At 64.5% G+C, this 17360-nt stretch carries 20 protein-coding genes; 5 read left to right on the top strand and 15 right to left on the bottom strand.

Annotation, left to right across the window (positions count from 1 at the left end):
* The 10 genes from gvpN to QX034_RS14895 all read right to left on the bottom strand — a co-directional run bounded on the left by gvpN (position 1) and on the right by QX034_RS14895 (position 8263).
* Positions 1-1029, bottom strand: coding sequence for a gas vesicle protein GvpN (gvpN, locus tag QX034_RS14850; protein ID WP_315767598.1), 1029 nt, complete (start codon positions 1027-1029; stop codon positions 1-3).
* Positions 1026-1622 (bottom strand): hypothetical protein, encoded by a 597-nt coding sequence (locus QX034_RS14855; RefSeq protein ID WP_316195519.1) that lies wholly within the window; start codon positions 1620-1622, stop codon positions 1026-1028. Before QX034_RS14855 ends, gvpN begins: the two co-directional genes overlap by 4 nt.
* 114 nt (positions 1623-1736) lie before the next feature.
* Entirely contained in the window at positions 1737-1955 is a 219-nt protein-coding gene (gene gvpA / locus QX034_RS14860) for a gas vesicle structural protein GvpA (protein WP_253707812.1), read from the bottom strand.
* Between the two features lie 202 nt (positions 1956-2157).
* Entirely contained in the window at positions 2158-2568 is a 411-nt protein-coding gene (locus tag QX034_RS14865; protein ID WP_315701830.1) for a response regulator, read from the bottom strand.
* Between the two features lies 1 nt (position 2569).
* Positions 2570-4039: a PAS domain S-box protein gene (locus tag QX034_RS14870; RefSeq protein WP_315701829.1), complete on the bottom strand. Its 1470-nt coding sequence runs from the start codon at positions 4037-4039 to the stop codon at positions 2570-2572.
* A gap of 97 nt (positions 4040-4136) precedes the next feature.
* Complete coding sequence (locus tag QX034_RS14875; RefSeq protein WP_316190700.1) at positions 4137-4952, bottom strand: GvpL/GvpF family gas vesicle protein; 816 nt, start codon at positions 4950-4952, stop codon at positions 4137-4139.
* A complete protein-coding gene (locus QX034_RS14880; RefSeq protein ID WP_315701827.1) occupies positions 4939-6342 on the bottom strand; it encodes a sigma-54 dependent transcriptional regulator in 1404 nt (467 codons plus the stop codon). Before QX034_RS14880 ends, QX034_RS14875 begins: the two co-directional genes overlap by 14 nt.
* A 444-nt stretch (positions 6343-6786) precedes the next feature.
* Positions 6787-7470, bottom strand: a complete 684-nt coding sequence (locus QX034_RS14885; RefSeq protein WP_315701826.1) for a helix-turn-helix domain-containing protein — start codon at positions 7468-7470, stop codon at positions 6787-6789.
* A 168-nt stretch (positions 7471-7638) separates the two neighbouring features.
* Positions 7639-7962: a c-type cytochrome gene (locus QX034_RS14890; RefSeq protein WP_315728922.1), complete on the bottom strand. Its 324-nt coding sequence runs from the start codon at positions 7960-7962 to the stop codon at positions 7639-7641.
* Between the two features lie 88 nt (positions 7963-8050).
* Positions 8051-8263: a hypothetical protein gene (locus tag QX034_RS14895; RefSeq protein ID WP_315701824.1), complete on the bottom strand. Its 213-nt coding sequence runs from the start codon at positions 8261-8263 to the stop codon at positions 8051-8053.
* A 161-nt stretch (positions 8264-8424) separates the two neighbouring features.
* Between QX034_RS14895 and QX034_RS14900 the strand changes: the two genes are divergently transcribed.
* The gene (locus tag QX034_RS14900) at positions 8425-9471 is read left to right on the top strand and encodes a zinc-dependent alcohol dehydrogenase family protein (RefSeq protein ID WP_315701823.1); all 1047 of its coding nucleotides are present in this window, start codon (positions 8425-8427) and stop codon (positions 9469-9471) included.
* Positions 9472-9732: 261 nt separating this feature from the next.
* Positions 9733-10983 carry a cyclin-dependent kinase inhibitor 3 family protein gene (locus QX034_RS14905; protein WP_316195521.1) on the top strand — a complete coding sequence of 417 codons (1251 nt, stop codon included), beginning with the start codon at positions 9733-9735 and terminating at the stop codon, positions 10981-10983.
* A gap of 20 nt (positions 10984-11003) precedes the next feature.
* Here QX034_RS14905 and draG read toward each other — a convergent pair whose 3' ends face one another.
* Positions 11004-11900 carry an ADP-ribosyl-[dinitrogen reductase] hydrolase gene (draG, locus tag QX034_RS14910; protein ID WP_316195523.1) on the bottom strand — a complete coding sequence of 299 codons (897 nt, stop codon included), beginning with the start codon at positions 11898-11900 and terminating at the stop codon, positions 11004-11006.
* Between the two features lie 10 nt (positions 11901-11910).
* The gene (locus QX034_RS14915; RefSeq protein ID WP_316195525.1) at positions 11911-12753 is read right to left on the bottom strand and encodes an NAD(+)--dinitrogen-reductase ADP-D-ribosyltransferase; all 843 of its coding nucleotides are present in this window, start codon (positions 12751-12753) and stop codon (positions 11911-11913) included.
* Positions 12754-13002: 249 nt separating this feature from the next.
* Here QX034_RS14915 and QX034_RS14920 point away from each other — a divergent pair, with 249 nt between their 5' ends.
* The 3 genes from QX034_RS14920 to QX034_RS14930 are packed head-to-tail and all read left to right on the top strand — an operon-like array spanning position 13003 to position 13791.
* Positions 13003-13200: a hypothetical protein gene (locus tag QX034_RS14920; protein WP_315767588.1), complete on the top strand. Its 198-nt coding sequence runs from the start codon at positions 13003-13005 to the stop codon at positions 13198-13200.
* Positions 13201-13249: 49 nt separating this feature from the next.
* Positions 13250-13498, top strand: coding sequence for a hypothetical protein (locus QX034_RS14925; protein WP_315701818.1), 249 nt, complete (start codon positions 13250-13252; stop codon positions 13496-13498).
* A 56-nt stretch (positions 13499-13554) separates the two neighbouring features.
* Positions 13555-13791: a hypothetical protein gene (locus tag QX034_RS14930; protein ID WP_315701817.1), complete on the top strand. Its 237-nt coding sequence runs from the start codon at positions 13555-13557 to the stop codon at positions 13789-13791.
* Here QX034_RS14930 and QX034_RS14935 read toward each other — a convergent pair.
* The 3 genes from QX034_RS14935 to QX034_RS14945 form a co-directional block, all read right to left on the bottom strand.
* A complete protein-coding gene (locus QX034_RS14935) occupies positions 13776-14333 on the bottom strand; it encodes a PAS domain-containing protein (RefSeq protein ID WP_315701816.1) in 558 nt (185 codons plus the stop codon). The two genes, QX034_RS14930 and QX034_RS14935, sit on opposite strands and share 16 nt — an antisense overlap.
* A 333-nt stretch (positions 14334-14666) precedes the next feature.
* Positions 14667-15617 carry an aldo/keto reductase gene (locus tag QX034_RS14940; RefSeq protein ID WP_315742348.1) on the bottom strand — a complete coding sequence of 317 codons (951 nt, stop codon included), beginning with the start codon at positions 15615-15617 and terminating at the stop codon, positions 14667-14669.
* 238 nt (positions 15618-15855) lie between these two features.
* Positions 15856-16986: a TAXI family TRAP transporter solute-binding subunit gene (locus QX034_RS14945; protein WP_409977746.1), complete on the bottom strand. Its 1131-nt coding sequence runs from the start codon at positions 16984-16986 to the stop codon at positions 15856-15858.
* Between the last annotated feature and the right edge of the window lie 374 nt (positions 16987-17360).

A 17360-nucleotide genomic window follows, 5' to 3' on the forward strand; every position in this document is an offset into this window, starting at 1 on the left:
TCACCCTCCGCCGTTTGATTTGGCCGCCTTGCGGTCGCGGCGCGCCTCGGCCGGCGTGGGCCCGCCGCCGGCGTTGGCGTCGGCATCCAGGCGTCGCAGCAGCCGATCGACCAGGGCTGATGACAATCCGCCTTCGCCCCGTCCAGAAACGGCTTGGCCGAGAATGTCCCGGCAGGCTCCCGCAAAGATCGGATTCTTCGCATCGGCTTCGCCGCCATGCGAAGCCAGGACGCGGGCGAGCGCAATCGAACCACGCAAGGTCGGAAAGCTATGATCCTGTCCTTCGGAGCGGCACAACCTCACGAGATCGACAATCTTTTCTGAGCGGCGGGTATCGAGGCCGGACTTGCTCGCCGTGATCGCGATCTCGGTGTCGCGGTCGCAGTAATTTACATGGATCGTGATCATGCGATCGAGCAAGGCATCCTGGGCGCGGAAGACGCCGGCATATTCAGCCGGATTGGAGGTGAAGATCGCGCGAAACAGCGGATGCACATTGAGATATCCCTCGCCCCTGCCATGCAGCTTCGGCAGGTTGAGGACGCCTTCCGACAGGATACTCAGGAGCGGGTTGTTCGCCTCCGGCTTGCTTCGGTTGAACTCGTCATAGATGATCGTATGACCGAGCCGGCACGCCGCCGTGATCCGATTGTCCATCCACAGCGCGCGTCCTTCCTCCTCGAGCTTGACCACCGAGGCGATGTAATTGTCGACGACGCGCGACTTGTGATAGCCGCTCTCGCGCCCGATCAGGTCGGAGCTGCCGAACTCGTGATCGCCGTGAATGAGCACCGTCGGGCGGCTCAGCTGGGTCGCGACGTGGAAGGCGAGAGTCGTCTTCCCCGTGCCGGCCGGCCCGCAGAAGTGCACGGCGTAGCCTGCGGCGAGATAGGCCAGGGCTCGCTGCGTAATGTCCTGGACCATGGGCGAGTTCACGAATGCGTCGCTCGGCCCCATCGAGATGGAGGCGTCCCCGCCGCCGAATGCCTGACGTCCTTCGTCGAGGTCGGAGAGAAGGGCGACGTTCATGCCGTCTCTCCTTCGCCACGAAGTTCGTGCGAGCCGAACTGGCCGTAACCGCGCGAATGCGGAGCCAGGATTCCACGCCACGCGACGATCGCCGCGCGGCGCTCGCGCGCATAGCCGGCTAGCCGCTCCCGTATCGCGGCAGCACGACGGCGATCGTCCTTGGCGAAGCCGCCGAGCATGGTCGCCACCCCGTTGGTGAGATCCCGCATGAATTCGGCGGCGGCCGCGCGCTGGGCGCTCGCCCGCTCGCGACGATATTGCCGCCGCGCAGTCATCGCTCGCCGGCAACGCGCCAGAAGCGACTTGATCTCGTTGCTGCGCAGCTTGATCGTCGCCACGGCCTCGTGACTTCGCTCGCGCCCGGCCCTGGTCCGCGATGCGTTCATTCCGGCGAGCAGGGAGTGTATCTCGCGATGGCGCGTTTTCGTGACGTCGTCGATGGTTGCCGCCAGCTCGCGGGCCGCGTTAGTTCGGGTTGCTTTCGCTCGCGCCAGCATCGAGCGTACCTCGGTGCGCCGGTCGCGGGTCTGCCGCTTGATTTCGGTTGCCAGCTCTGCGCGTTGCCGGCGGCCCGCCACGATGTTGGTGGCCACGCGGGGAATGTCGTCCGCTACCTTCGCCATCTTTCGTCCTCCGTTTCGAACGTATGTGGTTGCCGGGAGCGCGGCTCGGGAGGAAACGCTCTCCCGGCATCCGTGACGCCCGCGTTAAGCAGGCGCTGCCGCAGAGGCGGTGAGTCCGACCGCTTCGGCGTATTTGAGGTAGGTTTCGACCGATGCCACGACGACGCGGGCTTCGATTGTGATCAGCTCGATGCCGACCAGCGAGACCTTGACCCAGGCGTCAATCACGATGCCCTTGTCGAGGATCCGGTCGACGACTTCCGCGAGGCTCGACGAGTCCGTCGCTTTCTGTACGCGTGCCATTGAAGCTTCTCCTTACAGTGGCGGCCGAAAGAGAGCCAAAGCTCGCCGGCCGTGAACTCCCAATCGCAAATGCGATGCCAGACTCTGTTGCTTCGCCAAAAAAATAATTCTCTTCTCGATCAAGTACTTATCGTCCGGCCGCAGAGTTGAATGACAGTTATTCGCGCTTGCAGGGGTGGTGACGCCCGGGCGGCAGCGGGCATCATCCCCTCTTGCCCGGGCTTTTGCCTGCTTTCGACAACGCCGCAGCGATCCCTTCAATCCGGAATGGTTTGGCGAGGAAGCCATCGATCTCGGCGGCTTGCGCGGCTTCGGATATCGGCACGTCGTCCTCGAAATAATATCCGGACACCATGATGATCCGGATGGCCGGCTGCAGTTCCCGCAGCACCTTGATCAGCCGCAACCCGTCCATATCCGGCAGGCGCGCGTCGATGAATCCGATGGAGAAGGCCTGCTCGGCCACCAGCGCGAGAGCCTCTTGCGCCGAGCTGACGGTCGTCACGTCGCAGCCCAAATCTGCAAGCGCGACATTGAGGACCCAGCACATGTCCTGATCGTCGTCGACGACGAGCACCGTCTTCAGGGATGCGTCCTTTATCTGCTGCGCCATCTCAGCGATCCCCCTCTGCCCGATAGACCGGCAGCCGTACCGTAAACGTCGTGCCGACTCCGGCGGCTGTCCGCACCGACACGCTGCCGCCGTGCTGGCGCACGATGGAATGGGACACCGACAGCCCGAGCCCCGATCGCCGGCTGCCGCCCCGCATCGTGAAGAACGGATCGAATATCTTGGTCAGATGGGATTCCGGAATTCCCTGCCCAGTGTCCCCGATCTCAACGATCACCTCGCGGGATATCCGTCGAATACCGATCGTCAGCTGGCCGCCGTCGGGCATCGCCTGGAATGCGTTCAGCAGCAGGTTGATGACGACCAGTTCGAGCAGGTTCTGAACGCCTTCGGCGTAGATGCCGTTGGCCGGCGGCGGCGGGTCCCACTCGACATTGGTTCTCGCTGCGGCCTCGCCCGACGCGAACATCAACGCATTTTTCGCCACCTCGACCATATTGACCCGGGTCGTTTCCTTGATCGGTCCCGGCCGGGCGAAGCGCAGCAGGCTCTCGACGATGACGGAGGCGCGGTCGATGCCGCCGATGACTTTTGTGACGCATTCTTCGAGCAGGGCCGGCGAGGTGATCCCGCGTCGCAGCAGTTGGGCCGCCGCCGAGCTGACGCCGAGGGGATTGCGGATTTCGTGGGCGATGCCGCCAATGACCATGCCGAGGGCGGCGAGCTTCTCGCCCTGGCGCACCTGCTCCTCCATGGCCCGCTGCTCGACGAGATTTCGCCCGACGACGACGACGGCGGAGACCTCGCCGGTGTCGTTGGTCATTCGCGACAGCCGCCAGGAGACGGGAATCGACGTTCCGCTCCGGCAGCGCATGGGCCACTCGACCGGCTGGTTTTCGGCGATCTCGGCGATGTTGCGGAAGCAGGCCTCCACTTCGCTATTTTCCGGCTCGTCGATGTGCTCGGCCAGCCGCGTACCGCGCACTTCCGCCGCCGCGTAGCCCGTCGACTTCTCGGCCGCGGCATTCCAGGTCATGATCGCGCCCTTCGGGTCGGTCGAGATGATCAGGTCTCCGGCGCTTTCGACGATGCGGGCGAGATGCGTCTGCATCCGGCGTACTTCTTCGCTTAGTTTCAAGAGGTCCGTCACATCATCCATCACGAGAATGGCGCCGCGCGCGTCGTCCTGCAGCCGCAATGGACAGATGCTGTACGAATAGATCCGCAGCGGAACACCGGGGGCGCGATAGCTCATCCGCTGACGGTGCAGCGTATTGCCGGACGCGACGACTTTGCGGATTTGGGCTTCCAGCGCCGTGTCTTCGAACGCCGATGGGAAGATTTCCTGCAACCGGCGCCCCAAGATCGAATTCAGGGTCGCGCGCGATTTCTCGAGGAAATTGTGGTTCACGGTCACGACCGCAAGTCGCTCGTCGAGGATCAGGATCGACGACGGGATCGTCGCCATGAGGGCGTGGAACAGGGTCTCGTAATGCAGCGTCACGAGATTCATCTGTCATCCTCGGCATTATGCGACCGGCCACGACATGGATGTCGTAGCTCCCGGTGCTTGGCCCGGGGCGCTCGCGCGCTCCAGGCAACGGATCACTTCACCTGAGGTCCGGCCGAAAGCTGAAGGGCGGCCACGGACCGGAGAGGCTGAGATTGAGCAGTTGGTTCGGAGCGCAGCCGTTCAGCGCATGGGTGCGGGCCTGCAAGGTTTGAATGTTTTCCGTGGGGACGAGAAGCGCCCAGCGGGCAACCAACTCGTTCCCGCCGCTGTCACGACCGCGCCTGGCCTCGTGCATATCGGTCGTCAGAGCCTGAATGGTCCCGACTGCGCCACGCGCCATTTCAAGCGCCTTGGCGCGTCCCAGTTCATGCAGCTTGGCGCGGTCCCGGCAGATGCGCATATAGCGCGTGCCCTTGGGCAATTCCTGCCAGCCCGGCCATGCATCGCGGGCCAACTCGTCGAGCACGCCGGGATCGGCGAGGGACGCCTTCGCCTGCAGCTCCCACTCCTGCTTGCCGGCAGTCATTTCGAGAAAACGCATGATGGTCGCTTCATGCGCATGCACGAACGCGGACAGACCATCGAGGCTCGAATAGAGCGTACCGAAGGGTACAGGAAAGACCGCAGACCATGTCATGGTCCAGCTGACCAACTCGGCGTGTTGCCGTACGCGTGGCGCGAGCCAGGCGGCGTCGGCCAGATGCTCCGCAGCTGCGGCGCCGCAGTAGTCCTCGGCAGGAACGAGGCCTGCCACCGCCGCGACTTGTCCTGCGCGGTGAAGCAGGAGGCCCTCGCGCTCCAGCGGCGGAGCCCGGACCATGTCGTCAGCCCTGGCGAAGGCAAACAGGGTGACCACGGTCGCCGGTGGCGAGCGATCTGTGATGGCCTCGACAGGCCGCTCAAGGGCGCTCATCAAGAGCTGCCCCTTGGCGTTCCGTCAGCTTCTTCAGCTTCACGCGATACGTCTTGTAGTCCACGCCGAGGATCCGTGCCGCTTCGGCCTTGTTTCCTCCGGCGCGTTCGAGAGCGTCGAACACCGCGTCGCGTTCGATTACGTCGACTTCACTGCGGATGCGTTGGCGCAGCGAGGCCGAGGATGCGGTCATGCGCTGCTGCGAGCCGGCGCGAGCGGAACAGTCCCGGCCAAGGCTGCAGGCAAGATGACTCGGCATCACGTCGTCGGTGGCGAGGAGGACAGCCCGCTTGATCACATTGCGCAGCTCGCGCACATTCCCCGGCCAGCGGTGGGACTGGAGCAGATCGATCGCCGCCGGCGAGATGTCGATCGGCGGACGATTGAGCGCCTCGCAGGCCTGCTTCAGGAATCGCTTCGATAGATAGGGAATGTCTTCCGGCCTCGTGCGGAGCGGTGGCAGGGTGATGACATACTCGGCCAGACGGAAGAAGAGATCCTCCCGAAAGCTCCCGGCCCGAGCGCGCTCCTCCAGATCGTCGTTGCTTGCGGCGATGACGCGCATGTCGACGTGGATCGGGCGCGTGCCTCCGACGCGGAAGATCGTATGCTCTTCGAGGGCTCGCAGCACGGCCTTCTGTCCGCTCAGGCCGAGATTGCCGATTTCGTCCAGGAAGATCGTTCCGCGGTCCGCGGCTTCTTCGAACCAGCCATGGCGACGCTCGTGAGCGCCCGTGTAGGCGCCCTTTTCGTGACCGAACAATTCGCTGTTGGTGAGCGTTTCGCCGATCGTCCCGCAGTCGACGACAACGAGCGGCTGCTCGGCCCGGCGACCATGCTGATGAAGGCAGCGCGCGACGATCTCCTTTCCGGTGCCGGTCTCGCCTTGGATCACGACCGAATAATCCGTCGAGACGACCGCCTGGACCTGGCAAATCAGATCCTCGATCGCCTGGCTCCGCCCCATGGCTTCGGTGAGAGTCGCGGCGACGCCGCTCCGACGCCTGCGATCGGCGCTGCTCCAGCCCTTGAGCGCCCGGCGGACGATGTCCATCAGATGTTCGTTACGGAACGGCTTTGTAATGTATTCGAATGCGCCGCTCTGCATTGCGCTCACGGCACCCGGAATGCTGCCGTGGCCTGTGACGATGATCACAGGGAGATCCGGCGCGAGACGTCTTAGCTGTCGCAGCACTTCGTCGCCACCAAGTCCAGGCATGCGCATGTCGAGCAGTACGGCATCCGGCATCCGGAGCGAGGCGGCTGCCAAGCCTGCTCCACCTGCGTCGGCTTCCGCGACCGTAAAGCCGGCGCCGACAAGGATGTTGCGCATCACCCACCGCATATCCTCATCGTCGTCGATCAGAAGAACCGTGGGCTGCTGCGGCATCAGGTAGCTCCGTCGTTGCGACGGGAGGGCCGGTAAAATTGAGGATAACGTATGTTATATTCGTGGTTGTATCGTGTCAACGAGAGTCATCAGGAGTCGTGTATTAATTTATTTCACGAACGCGACTCGCTCATCTTATGGAGCTACGGGGACACTACTGGCTTCTAGGATTTTTGACAGTATATAAGCTCTGCGTCGCCGCTAAGCAGCGTGCGAGTTCTGCTCAATTCTCAATATTCTATTACGATCTATGGTTTGATATAGATAAATCTTCTACTTAGAAGGGTTGAGACGCTCGGAACGACCCCCGCCACGGACAAGCCTCAGCAAATTGATGGCTCTTCAGCGTCGCCGCCTATTCGCCATGAATATGTCCGCCCTCCCTCTGGGGTTGGCCACTTGACGAGTGGTGGCCAACCGTCGGCGGCGTCGGCCATGCGCAGCTCACGCATCCATGTCGCGCAGGTGCTGACGATTGCGCAGCACGATCTGCCGGGCACCGGAAAACCCGAGAACGCCCTCGGCATGGAGCTGGGACAGCGCGCGGGAGATCGTCTCCAGCGTCAGGCCGAGATAGTCGCCGATATCGCGCCGGCACATCGGCAGCGCCAGCATGCCGGCCCCGGCGAGCCGCCGGTCCATCTCCAGAAGGAATGCCGCGACCTTTTCCATCGCGTTCTTGCGACCGAGCAGCAGCATATGGTCTTCGGCATGCTTGAGTTCGGCGGCGGTCATGCTCCACAATTTGCGTGCCACCTGGACCTCGGTGGTCGCTGCCTTTTCGAGGCTCGAGCGCTTCACCAGGCGTACGGTCGTGTCGACAATGGCTTCGGCGGTCAGGCGGTGGGCCGTGCCGGCTTCGAGACCGAACACGTCGCCCGGCACGTGGAAGGAGCCGATCTGGCGCCGTCCGTCCGACAGCAGCTTGTAGGTCCGGACCGAGCCCGAGACCACCTGATAGACATATTCGGCGGTCTCGCCTTCGCCGAAGATCTCCTCATCCTTCTTGTAGGAGAACTCGCTTGCGACCAGGCCTGCGATCGCTGCGAACTGATCGGAAACGCGGGACACGGACGGCACCGGCTTGTGGGTGACGAGCGGACGGACGTTGAGGGCGGCGGTGAGCATGGCAATCTCCTGTTGATGGAGATCAATTACGCGAGCCGCGCCTGCGTGGAAATTTCGGCAGAATTCTTAAGGTGGTCTCCCTACGTAGATATCCTGAGCCCAACCGCGGCCGAATGGCGCCTGTAAGGCTTCGATCGCAGCAACGCCCGCGCCTCCGCCGCGCTGCGCTCATTTGACCGAGCGGATGTAGTCCGCCAGATCTGCGACATCTGCCTGATTGAGCGAGACCTTCGGCATGTTCGGATGCGGCAGGAGCAGCAGGAAGGCCAGCCTGTTCTGATCGAACTCCGGAATTGTCGCCAGATAGCTGAACGGCGGCGCCCGATCGGTTGCACTCGTCTGCCCGCTTTCGACGAGATGGCAGCTCGCGCACCAGCGTTTTGCGATGTCTTTGCCATGGGCTGCATCTGCGGCCGCACAGGGTGCGGCAATCGCGAAGACGCAACATGCGACGGACAAGAGGACGGTCGAGAGTCTGAAGGCTTCTGTCATACCGAGGGTTCCATGCGTTTGATGCCTGACCTCAACGGAAGCGGCGATCAGTCTGTCGGCCAACCGAATGGCGTGCACGAGGCTGGAACTACGACGGGAAATCGCCCGGAGCCACCTTCACACGATCTGCATGGAGAGACCAGTCATGGGTGCCGTGGATCCGGCAGAATCGTTCCTTGGCTTTCTGTTCGGCCTCGCGTTCGCTTCCCGCATCGAGCTCGACGGCATTCTCGCAGATCTCGCAGACTTGGCCGTTTTCGCCGAGGATGTCCTTCATGAATCGAACGATGAAGCGTGGCATGCGCAACCTCCTGTTCACAAACAGGTGTGATCGGCGAGCTCCGCCATCAAGCCGGTCACGGCCGTCAATTGATCGCAGGATGAATAGGAAAGAGCAGGGTGACGGACAGGCGGGCGCCTGGCGGCGCGGCCCGCGAGGTGTCGTCGAAGCAGGAGCTGCACATGAAAGCACTTGTCTATCTCGGACCCGGAACCAAAAAAGTCGAGGAGCGGCCGAAGCCGGCCGTGGTCGACGCGACGGATGCGGTCGTCAGGATCACGAAAACGACGATCTGCGGGACGGACCTTCATATCCTCAAGGGAGACGTTCCGACCTGCGCTCCAGGACGTATCCTCGGCCATGAAGGGGTTGGCGTCGTCGACGCGGTCGGCGCGGCCGTGACTGGCTTCAAGCCGGGCGACCACGTCCTGGTTTCCTGCATCTCGTCCTGCGGCAAGTGCGACTACTGCCGGCGGGGGATGTACTCCCACTGCGTGACCGGCGGCTGGATTCTGGGCAACAGGATCGACGGGACGCAGGCCGAGTTCGTCAGGATCCCGCATGCGGACACCAGCCTGTACCACATTCCGCCCGGGACGGACGAGGAAGCGCTGGTGATGCTCAGCGACATCCTTCCGACCGGCTTCGAATGCGGCGTGCTCAACGGCAAGGTGCAGCCCGGTTCGACGGTCGCAATCGTCGGCGCCGGGCCGATTGGGCTTGCCGCTCTGTTGACCGCGCAATTCTATTCGCCCGCGCGGATCATCATGGTGGACATGGACGACAATCGGCTCGAGGTCGCGTCACGTTTCGGCGCGACGGATGTCATCAACAATGTCGGCGGCAAGGCCGCCGACAGGATCATGGAGATGACCGCTGGCCGCGGTGTGGACACCGCGATCGAGGCGGTCGGCGTTCCCGCCAGTTTCATCACCTGCGAGGACATCGTCGCGCCGGGCGGGGTGATCGCGAATGTGGGCGTGCATGGCGTCAAGGTCGACCTCCATCTGGAGAAGCTCTGGGACCGCAACATCGCCATCACCACCAGATTGGTCGACACCGCGACGACGCCCATGTTGCTCAAGACGGTTCAGTCCGGGAAATTGGATCCGACGCGGCTGATCACCCATCGCTTCAAGATGGAGCAGATGATCGAGGCCTACGATACCTTTGCCAACGCCGCCAGGAACAACGCGCTGAAGGTGGTGATCGAAGCCCAGTCTGGCTGACATTCGAACTGAGCCCGGATGGTCCTGCCCTGGACGCTTGATCGCGTCCCGGTCGACGCTTTTCCTTCGTCGGTTCGAACGCGCGGCGGGTCTTGCCAACGCGCGTCGTCGTGAAGGCGAGCGGGGAGGCGTGGATCCGCCGCAGCGGGAACGCTGGTTGGGAGTTGAGCGGAAAAGGATTATGGTCGGCAGCTTCAGAGCGGAGCGCGTCGCCGCGGTGGCTACGCTGTTCAATCCAGTAGGGTTTGCGAAAGCGGCTGCATGGTTGGAGCGCGGACGAGCCAGACCCATCCTCTGGAGATCGCGGAGGTGCGGGCGAGCCCCTCGCATGGGCGGATCGGAATCACCTTCTGTCCCGGCAAGCATGACAGCGTCGCGTACACCGGGGCCTGGGCGCGCGAACTCGCCGCCGATCTCGACGTCATCGCTGCCTGGGGCGCGCGCGTGGTGCTGACGCTGGTCAAGCCGGCCGAGCTCGCAGCGCTCAAGGTGCCAAATCTCGGCGCTGAGGTCCGTGCCCGCGGGCTCGACTGGCGGCATCTGCCGATCCCGGACTATTCGGTGCCGCCTCCAGGTTTCGAGGCGCAGTGGCAGAGCCATGGCCGCGAGATCCGCGCGCTTCTGCGCCAGGGCGAGGATATCGTCGTGCATTGCAAGGGCGGGCTCGGCCGCGCCGGCATGATCGCTGCCCGGCTGCTGGTTGAGCTGGGCATGCCGCCCGAGCAGGCCATTCGCGAGGTTCGCCGCGTCCGTCCGGGCGCGATCGAAACCCCGGCGCAGCTCGCTTTGGTGAAGCGGACGAAAGCCATCGACGATGCCGATGAGGAGGTCCTCGAAATCGCCTCGATGCAGAAGATCGGCCGCGGCATGGGCAGTCATCTCGCCGGCATCTATCAGGACGCGGCGGGCCGGCGGTTCTATGTGAAGTCGCTGGAGTCGGCCGCGCATGCGCGCAACGAGATCATCGCGGCCAGGCTCTATCGGCTCGCCGGCGCTCCGACGCTCACTTACATCAAGACCAAGGCGCCGGATCAGGTCGCGACCGTGTTGGTTGCGCTCGCGAAGCGCCATGTGTCGGAGCTCAGCGCGGACGAGCGCAGAGCGGCGCAGCGCTGGCTCGGCGTGCACGCCTGGACGGCCAACTGGGATGCGGCGGGATTCGAGGGCGACAATCAGGGCGTCGTGAACGGGGTTGTCACGACGCTCGACGTCGGCGGCGCGCTCGAGTTTCGCGCGCAGGGGGACCCGAAAGGCAAGGCATTCGGTCCGCGCGTCGGTGAACTCGATACACTGCGCACAGATCCCGACAATCCGCATGCGGTCAGGCTGTTCGGCGACATGAGCCTCGCTGCGATCGAGGACGCCATCGCCGTGGTCACCCGCATTCCCGACGATGCGATCCGGACGGTGGTGACTGCGCATGGCGGCAGCATTGGACTGGCCGAGAAGCTGATCGCGCGCAAGGCCGACATGGCGGCGCGGGCGAGCGCAGCAGGCCGTCACGTCGGTTGATCGGGAGCGTTCCGGGTTGATCAGCCTTCCGGGCCGGCCGCCCGTGACATCGCCAGCAGTTGCACCGCCTGCGCGCGGATCGTTGCTGCGACGTCCTGGTCGAGCGCCGTGAGCCAGCGCCCAGGGATGGCCTCCAGCCCGTAGGTTGCGCCGGCCAGCATCCCGGCGATCGCGCCGGCGGTGTCGGCGTCGCCGCCCTGGTTGACGGTTTGTACGACGATCTCGGCGAAGGAGTCCGCGCCGAAGTAATAATGCAGCACGGTCTGCATGGTGTCGACGATGAAGGCGGAGCATTGCCCCGGATAGGGCGTGAAGCGAAACGCGCGGTGCTTGCCGACAAGGGCCTCGGCCTCGTGCCGCACCGCGTCTTTTCCGCCGCCCTGCAGCAGGCCGTGCGTCATGCGCACCAGCGCAAGGCATGCGTCGTCGGAAAGCGGATGATGATGCGTGGCACGCGCCTGCGCCAGCGTCCACTCCTGGGCCTTGCCGGGCGCGCCCAAGGTCGCGAGCGCCACGGGCAGCACGCGCATGGCCGCGCCGTTGCCGGCGTCGCCCTCGGAGAAGGTGCCTTCGACTGTGCCGTGCGCGACATAACGGCGGATGCCGCGTCGGCAGGTGTTGCCCACATCCGCCGGCCCGCTCATCAGCCAGCTTGCAAATTCCTCGCAGACGTCACGGGCATCGAAACCAGCCTTGCGGATCAGGGAGCGGCCCAGGGCGAGCGACATGTCGGTGTCGTCGGTCACCTCTCCCGGCGCGAGCTTCAGCCAGCCGCCGCCGATGATCTCACGATGCACGCCGTACTGCGCGGCGATCTCGCTTCTGGTCATGAACTCGACGGTGGCCCCGAGCGCATCGCCGATCGCAAAGCCGAGATAGGCGGCGAGCGCGCGATCCTCGAGGTCAGTCGCGGTCATGCGGGCTTTCTCAGACATAGTCCACGCCGACGCGGAATTCGCCGCCGATCACCAGATACTCGCCTTCACCCTTGAGCGGATGCGACGACAGCAGGCTGTTGAAGAACAGGATCTTGCACAACGGCACGCGCGCGGTGAGGATGGTATCGCCGAAGCAGCCGGCAGTGTCGCGGTCGGACGAGAACGAGACCAGGTTGTTCAGCCGCACGACAGCCTCGCGCCGCGCCGTCCGCTCCACGATCCAATGCTCGTCGAACGCGTTGACGCCGCGATACAGCGTCAGATGCGTCTGGCCCGGGAAAGCGAAGCGTCGGATCGCCCATTGACAGAACTCGAACAGCAGATCCAGCTGCACCCAGATCGCGTTGTTGTGGAAGCGGCTCGACATCTTCTCTTCGACATAGCGCGTCCAGGCGCGGCTCGACACCCGCTCGATGATCTCATTGTGGAAGGAGGGACAGATGCCGAACCTGCTCTCGACCCAGCCCTTCAGCACGGCGCCCTCCGCCCCATTGCTGTCGAAGCTCCAGCCCTGGATCAGCCGCAAGAACGACGAACGAAAGCGCCGCTTGTCGGCGGCGGTCGCCGGGCGCTGCTCGGGATCGAGGCCGAACATCGCCATCATGTAGGAGGAGAACGCCTCGCCGGCTTCAGCGAGGTCGTCGGCCTGCGCCAGCATCGTAAACAGGTTCGCGTTCATCTCGACGACGCCCCAGATGTGCAGCGGCACCGGCGCGTCGTTGAAGGCACAACTCGCCAGCCACTCGGAGGGGCGTCCCACGAGATTGGTCGAATGGCCGATGGTGCGCCGCGGGCGCTGTCCTGCGTCGTTCATGACGTTCATGGAGACCATGATGAGGCTTCGCGCGGCGCCAGGAAAGCCCTGCGCAGCCTGTTCGTGCGCCCAATCCTGCGCGATACCGTCAGCTTTGGCGGTGCGGCTGCCGCCGGCTGCTTCCGCGCCCCACCGCTGCTGCGGCGTTCCGCACCCGGCGAGGGATGAGACCGCAGCTCCGGCGAACTACGTAAGGAACGCCCCCGAATGGCCCCTGGGCGCCGGTTTGCGTAAGTTTCGACTGCGGACAACGGCTTCGGTGCTCCGATGAACCATTCGATTTACACCGCCGATCGAGCGACCCATCTGAAGATCGTGATCATGGCTTTGGTGGCGGCAACTGCCGTTGCAGCCGTCAGTATCTCGTTTCGCTCGGCGGACATCGCAGGCCGCGAGAGCGTTGCCGTCGTCGTGGCGGCGAAGGCGCCGGTGATGGCCAGCGCCGTTGCCGGCATCGCGCGCTGAGCCAAGCCGGCGCAGCGACAATTGATGGCGTCTGATCGGGAGCACTGGCATGGATCGCATGGTCGAGTTGAAGCATTTGATCGACGCCGACAAGCGGGTTGCGCAAGGCGCGCATCACATGGCTCGTCAAGAGCAGATCGTTGCGGAGCTGGATAGTCATGGCCACGACGCCACGTCGGCGCTGGCGCTATTGGATACGTTTCGCCGCTGCCAGGCCGGGCATGTGGCGCACCGCGACTCCATCTTGAGGGGATTGCAGCAACATGCACCGCAGCCCGCGCGCTCTACGATGCAGTAGCGCTGCCCGGGATTGACGCAGCGCAACCACGCCGACACAGGGACGGCCTATCAGCCATGGACCGCAATATCGTCTACAAGTGCCCGAGAACGGGGATGAACGTGCAGCATTGGCTCACGGACCTCCCGCCGGACCTCCCGCTGTGCGAGAGCGACCAGGCCTATGTTTCGATGCCGTGCCCAGCCTGCGGATCCCTGCATTTCGTCAATGGCAGCACCGGCAAGCTGCTGGTGCAAAGCGAGCCATCCGGTCGCGGTCCGGCGCGGCCGCGTCGTTCTCAGCGCACCACCTGATCGGTGACGTCTTCCACGTGATGCAGCAGGAAAACCAGCCGTCCTTCATCGTCGTGGATGGGCGTGTTCACCGGCTGCCAGTGTTTTTCGACGAACGCGCCGGCCGGACCGCGCACGTCGTAGCGCTGGATGGCCATCGCATGCGGGCGGCCGGTCTGGGCGACCGTCTTCAGTGACGTGTAGAGGTTGCTGACGCCGTCGGCGAGGGGCTCGTCCGGATTGTCCGGGAAGACCTCGAACAGCGATTTTCCGGCGATGTCCTCGCGCGTCGTGAAGGTCGCGGCGGCGTAGGCGGCGTTGATATCGACGATCTGCAGGCGCGGTCCGGGATCGAGCAGCATGTAGGGATGCGGCGAGCCGTCGAAGTCCGCGAGGAATTGCCGCCGGATCGAGGCTGCGTCGCCGGGCTCGGTCGGGCGTTGCCCGTGCAGCGATGGGGCCGCCCCGTCCTGATCCGCGTCGAGCAGCGCCAGCTCGCGCTTGGCGGTCGCCAGCAGCCGTCCCAGCGTCCCTTGCAGGGTCGGCTCGCTGGTTTCGCTCAAAAGCCGCTGAAAATGAGCGACGTTCTGCTCACAGATGAATCGTTTCATGATCCTGTAAAGCAAATGGCGCGGATGCGCTTACCGCGCTCCAACCCAATTCTATGCCAGGGCGGACCGTGTGGGAAGCCCGCCGGGTGCTTCAGAATGTCCGGATAGCGCGGCTCAGGTCTCCTTGACGGCCGATTAACCCATCCTCGCCCGAGCGAGTCAGATGCTGAGATCGGCCTTCGCGGGGGCTCTTTGCGGGTGCGGCGGGCTAGGCGGCGCGCCGAGACGCGCCGGTGGCTGGGTGCCGACCAGATCGGCGGGGCCGGACTTCCGTCGGTTCGCGGCTCACGCGCTCGCTGCGTCGAGCCGCGCGACCTGGTCCTTGCTGAGCGCGAGCTTGGTTGCCGCGACCAGCGTGTCGACATGCTCCGGCTTGGTGGCGCTCGCGATCGGCGCGGTGACCGATGGCTTGGCCAGCAGCCAGGCGAGCGCGATCGAAGCCGGCTCGGCACCGGTCTCCTTGGCGACCTCGTCGAGGCCGGCCAGGATGCGCATGCCGCGCGGGTTCATGTATTTGGCGACGCTGCGCTCGCCGCGCGGGCTCTTGCCGAAATCGGCTTCCGAGCGATACTTGCCGGTCAGGAAGCCCGCAGCGAGTGAGAAGAAGGTGATGACGCCGACCCCGTTCTGTTCGCAGACGCGCTGCAGCGCGCCTTCGTAGGACGAGCGTTCGGCGAGGCTGTATTCCGGCTGCAGGCTTTCATAGCGCGGCAGGCCGTCGTTCTTGGCAATGTCGAGCGCGGCCTGCAGCCGCTCCGCGGAGAAGTTCGAGGCGCCGATCGCGCGCACCTTGCCGGCCTTGATCAGCTTGTCATAGGCCGCCAGGGTGTCTTCCTGCGGCGTCGTCTCGTCGTCCTTGTGCGACTGATAGAGATCGATCACGTCGGTCTGCAGCCGGCGCAGGCTATCCTCGACCGCGCGGGCGATGTAGTCGGCCTTCAGCCCGACCTTGCCGTCGCCCATGTCCATGCCGACCTTGGTGGCGAGGATGACGCGGTCGCGGTTGCCGCGCAGCTTCATCCATTTGCCGATGATGGTCTCGGACTCGCCGCCGCTATGGCCCGGCACCCAGCGCGAATAGACGTCGGCGGTGTCCAGGAAGTTCAGCCCCGAGTCCAGCACCTTGTCGAGCAGGCGGAACGAGGCGGCCTCATCCACGGTCCAGCCGAACACGTTGCAGCCGAAGCAGAGGGGCGGAACGGTGAGGCCGGAACGGCCGAGCGGACGAAGCTTCATGGGCGCACTCGATTTCTGGCGTGGCGGGTGGGCGACGACGACGGGTCACAATGACCTTGTTCAAAAGGGCTGACCACCCCGGCAACGGCATGGCGGGACATCGCGGGACGTTGATCTGACGGGGGGTGCGGACGGTTTCGCCACCCGCCTACGGAGTCGATACGAATCCGGGTGTCGGTGCTGTGTCGTCCTCTTCGGCTTCAAGGCACGCCGGTCACGTGTCGCGCGGTGGCCCGCCTTACCGCGCCTCCTTGGTCCGCTGCCGTCTTAGGAAATCGCTGTAGAGCTGCGCGGCCTGTTCGGGCGTGAGATTGACCTGAGCCTTGCGCTCCTGGAGGAACTTGCGGAATTCCGCCGGAGATCCTTGGATCTGCGGCGGCGATGGCTCCGTTCGCGCGCCGTCCAGCCATTCCTGCGCCGCCTTGAAGCGTATCAGTCCGGGGACTGTGGCCGACAGCACGGTGTCGCGCCATTTGGGATTGCGTGGCGGCGACTGCAGAATCTGGATCTTGTCGAACAGCGCGTTCACGAAACGCGCCGTGCGCCGGTAACGCTCGCTCTGCTCGGGCCAATTATAGACCATGAGCACGGTGGGCGCCGCGACGGTCTCGATCTTGATGCCCGGCGGCACCAGGTTCGGATATTGGTCGGAGGTGAAGTTCGAGGGGAAGTAGATGTCCTGCAGCGAGCGGTCGTAGGGAACCGAAAGCAGATGCAGTCGGCCGCCGTCGTTCTTGACGCTCTTGATGATGGGCGCATCTCTCGACACGGAGGCGATCCAGGCGTCTCCCTGGCCGTCGATGAGCTTCTGCAGACCGCCGGTCGGATCGGTTTGCGAGTCGATGTCGGCCCGGATGCCGAAGCGTCTGAAGATCGCGCGCGCCGCCGGCAGGCCGATACTGCGTTCGGCGAACACGCGCTTTCCCTCGAGATCCTGCAGGCTGCGGATTTCCGGCCGCGCGATGATATGAACCTCGTTGTAGAACAGCTTTGCGATGTAGCGCACGCGCTGGCCGAGGTCCGGGATGTTGTATTCGTTCTTCACATAGTCCAGTGCGTCGGTCGTGACGAAGCCCATGTCGATGTTCTTCAACATCACGATGTCGATGAGATTTTGCGCCGGGCCCCTGCCCAGGATCGGCAGCACGCGCAGATTCTCGCCGTCGTCGAGGACGGCGGCCATGTCGGAGCCCATCACCGACATCGGACCGCCGATCGGAGCGGTGATCACCGTCACGGTCCCGGAATTCAGCGCTTCCCGATCGGGCAAGGAGCCCATGGAAGGACCCACCGCTGGGGCGGCGGGGGCGACAGCGGCTGCGGGCGCGCGCTGCCGCAGTTGCTGGGCTTTGGCGCTGCCGGCCGGCATCGCAACGACGGTCGAGATGAGTGCGCAAACAACTACGCGCGCTGCACAATGCACCGAACGCTCCCCCAATTTTTCTTACTATGCACGCATGGTTCCATTGGAACCGGGCTGAAGTTTGGCTCAGGTTTGGCGAAGCCCGGATAGCGCCAAGCCCATGGCGGTATTGCGATGGTGGTGGTTCGTCGGCAGCGGTGTAATTGTGGGGCAGCGTAGCGAGCTGAAGTTGGGCGGGACCTCGATCCTTCCGTTGCTCCGGCCGTTCGTGTGCCGGCCTCGGTTTGCGCTATCAACTGCAGCAGATCGTGGGCGGGGTAGCGACCGCGCCCAAACACGTCCGAATTTGTCCGGAGTTCGTCCGCGGCCGCGTAACCCGC

Origin of the sequence: Bradyrhizobium sp. SZCCHNR3119 (assembly GCF_032487775.1) — a bacterium.
Taxonomy (GTDB): Bacteria; Pseudomonadota; Alphaproteobacteria; order Rhizobiales; family Xanthobacteraceae; genus Bradyrhizobium.

Coding starts and splice junctions, on each gene's coding strand:
- gvpN (WP_315767598.1), bottom strand. CDS start 1,029: ATGAACGTCGCCCTTCTCTCCGACCTCGACGAAGGACGTCAGGCATTC.
- gvpA (WP_253707812.1), bottom strand. CDS start 1,955: ATGGCACGCGTACAGAAAGCGACGGACTCGTCGAGCCTCGCGGAAGTC.
- QX034_RS14865 (WP_315701830.1), bottom strand. CDS start 2,568: ATGGCGCAGCAGATAAAGGACGCATCCCTGAAGACGGTGCTCGTCGTC.
- QX034_RS14870 (WP_315701829.1), bottom strand. CDS start 4,039: ATGAATCTCGTGACGCTGCATTACGAGACCCTGTTCCACGCCCTCATG.
- QX034_RS14875 (WP_316190700.1), bottom strand. CDS start 4,952: ATGAGCGCCCTTGAGCGGCCTGTCGAGGCCATCACAGATCGCTCGCCA.
- QX034_RS14880 (WP_315701827.1), bottom strand. CDS start 6,342: ATGCCGCAGCAGCCCACGGTTCTTCTGATCGACGACGATGAGGATATG.
- QX034_RS14885 (WP_315701826.1), bottom strand. CDS start 7,470: ATGCTCACCGCCGCCCTCAACGTCCGTCCGCTCGTCACCCACAAGCCG.
- QX034_RS14890 (WP_315728922.1), bottom strand. CDS start 7,962: ATGACAGAAGCCTTCAGACTCTCGACCGTCCTCTTGTCCGTCGCATGT.
- QX034_RS14895 (WP_315701824.1), bottom strand. CDS start 8,263: ATGCCACGCTTCATCGTTCGATTCATGAAGGACATCCTCGGCGAAAAC.
- QX034_RS14900 (WP_315701823.1), top strand. CDS start 8,425: ATGAAAGCACTTGTCTATCTCGGACCCGGAACCAAAAAAGTCGAGGAG.
- QX034_RS14905 (WP_316195521.1), top strand. CDS start 9,733: ATGGTTGGAGCGCGGACGAGCCAGACCCATCCTCTGGAGATCGCGGAG.
- draG (WP_316195523.1), bottom strand. CDS start 11,900: ATGACCGCGACTGACCTCGAGGATCGCGCGCTCGCCGCCTATCTCGGC.
- QX034_RS14915 (WP_316195525.1), bottom strand. CDS start 12,753: ATGGTCTCCATGAACGTCATGAACGACGCAGGACAGCGCCCGCGGCGC.
- QX034_RS14920 (WP_315767588.1), top strand. CDS start 13,003: ATGAACCATTCGATTTACACCGCCGATCGAGCGACCCATCTGAAGATC.
- QX034_RS14925 (WP_315701818.1), top strand. CDS start 13,250: ATGGATCGCATGGTCGAGTTGAAGCATTTGATCGACGCCGACAAGCGG.
- QX034_RS14930 (WP_315701817.1), top strand. CDS start 13,555: ATGGACCGCAATATCGTCTACAAGTGCCCGAGAACGGGGATGAACGTG.
- QX034_RS14940 (WP_315742348.1), bottom strand. CDS start 15,617: ATGAAGCTTCGTCCGCTCGGCCGTTCCGGCCTCACCGTTCCGCCCCTC.
- QX034_RS14945 (WP_409977746.1), bottom strand. CDS start 16,986: ATGCCGGCCGGCAGCGCCAAAGCCCAGCAACTGCGGCAGCGCGCGCCC.